The sequence below is a fragment of the Chungangia koreensis genome (assembly GCF_042651785.1).
Classification (GTDB): Bacteria; Bacillota; Bacilli; order Bacillales_A; family Planococcaceae; genus Chungangia; species Chungangia koreensis.
Genome location: NZ_JBHSEC010000016.1, coordinates 1 through 1,489, shown reverse-complemented (window position 1 = coordinate 1,489; position 1,489 = coordinate 1). Strand labels below are relative to the sequence as shown.

Genomic DNA, 1,489 nt, shown 5'->3' with positions numbered 1-1,489 from the left:
TTGAACTGCGCCCTGTAAAATGGACAATTAAATAAAAGCAACCTGCCAATTAGGCAGCCAAAAGATGGCTTCGGTATTGTACCGGAGTCATCTTTTTTAAATCCCATTGATATCTCTGAGTATTGTACTCCTCGATATACTCCGCCACAAGTTTATAAAGAGTTTCAAAATCCTCTGCTTGTCTATAGTCTAACTCGTCTTTCAAATGGCCGAAGAATGATTCCATTGGGGCATTATCCAGGCAATTACCCTTACGGGACATTGACTGTGTAAGTTCCATTTTCCTCACTCGATTCCTGTATTCAGGATGAGTATAGTGGAATCCCTGATCTGAATGTAGGATGGCTTCAGGATGAATGTTTCCATTCAATGACTCTTTCAATCTGGCAAGAGTCCGATAGACAATCTCCATGGATAGGCTTCTTGAAAGATCAAACGATACAATCTCACGTGTCGCCAAATCTTTAACACAGGAAAGGTAAGCGGTTTGCCCATTCCTGTAGTGAAGATAGGTGATATCGGTTAAGAATACTTTCTGGGGTTCTTCCTGCTTAAACTCGCGATTCAGATGGTTTGACACCGTACGGTGTTCTTGGGTGGCCTTCGCCAGCTTTCTGTATGGGTTCATACGGCGAATCTTCGCGCTCATCCCAAACTTATTCGTTAGTCTCCGGATTTTCTTAGGATTCATGATGACACCATAGTCATTCTCTAAAATCATCCGGAGGACCCGATAACCTGCTTTTCCTCTCTTTGCATCATAGATTTGTTTTAGGAGAAGGTAATCCAGGAAATCTGATTCCTCCTTTACGGATCGGTTGTCCGACTGTTTCAACCAAGCGTAGTATCCGCTTCGGCTTACTTCCGTCACTGTACAAAGGTAGGCCGTCATGTACTGTAAATTATATTTGCGAATGATTTCATTGATCAATTGATATTTCTCATATGGCTTTAGTGTCTCTTCCTCGCCTGCCTTTCGAGTTCCTCGAGCTTTTTTAAAAGTTCAAGTTCAGCTTCCAGATATTTTATGCGCGCTTCAGCCTTTTCCAATCGCTTTTCCGCAGATTGATTTTTCACAGGAGGTCTCCCAGTACTGCCTTTTCCACGCCTTTCTATATAAAAGCCTTCCTCGCCGTAAACGGCATAGGTGGATCTCCAACGTGATAAGCATTCCTTCGGCTTCTTTGGACCGATGAGGTCCAACGTCAACCCTTGATTGATGAAGATATCAGAAGGCGATTTCCCTTGTTTGTATTCGTTAACTGCCTTGATTTTGAATTCAGGAGTAAACGAAATCGACCGATCGGTAACAGCTTGGACAGCCTCATTGCGTTCCAATATTCTCTGTTGAGATTCATTAAAAATTCTTTTACTCATATTCACTCACCCGTTTCATCTATTTGAACTATTATAACGGGGTTTTGAACAGACAAAAACCCCGAATAGGGTCACTTTTATTAAAGTGTCCACTATTCGGGGTTCAGTTCAA

The 1,489-nt window shown here is 42.2% G+C and carries 1 protein-coding gene; it reads right to left on the bottom strand.

What is annotated here, in order from left to right; genetic code table 11:
* Positions 1–49: 49 nt before the first annotated feature.
* A protein-coding gene (locus ACFOZY_RS09120) for an IS3 family transposase (protein ID WP_378154576.1) occupies positions 50–1,377 on the bottom strand; the annotation gives its coding sequence in 2 pieces (ribosomal slippage) (positions 50–999 and positions 999–1,377; 1,329 coding nt in all).
* Between the last annotated feature and the right edge of the window lie 112 nt (positions 1,378–1,489).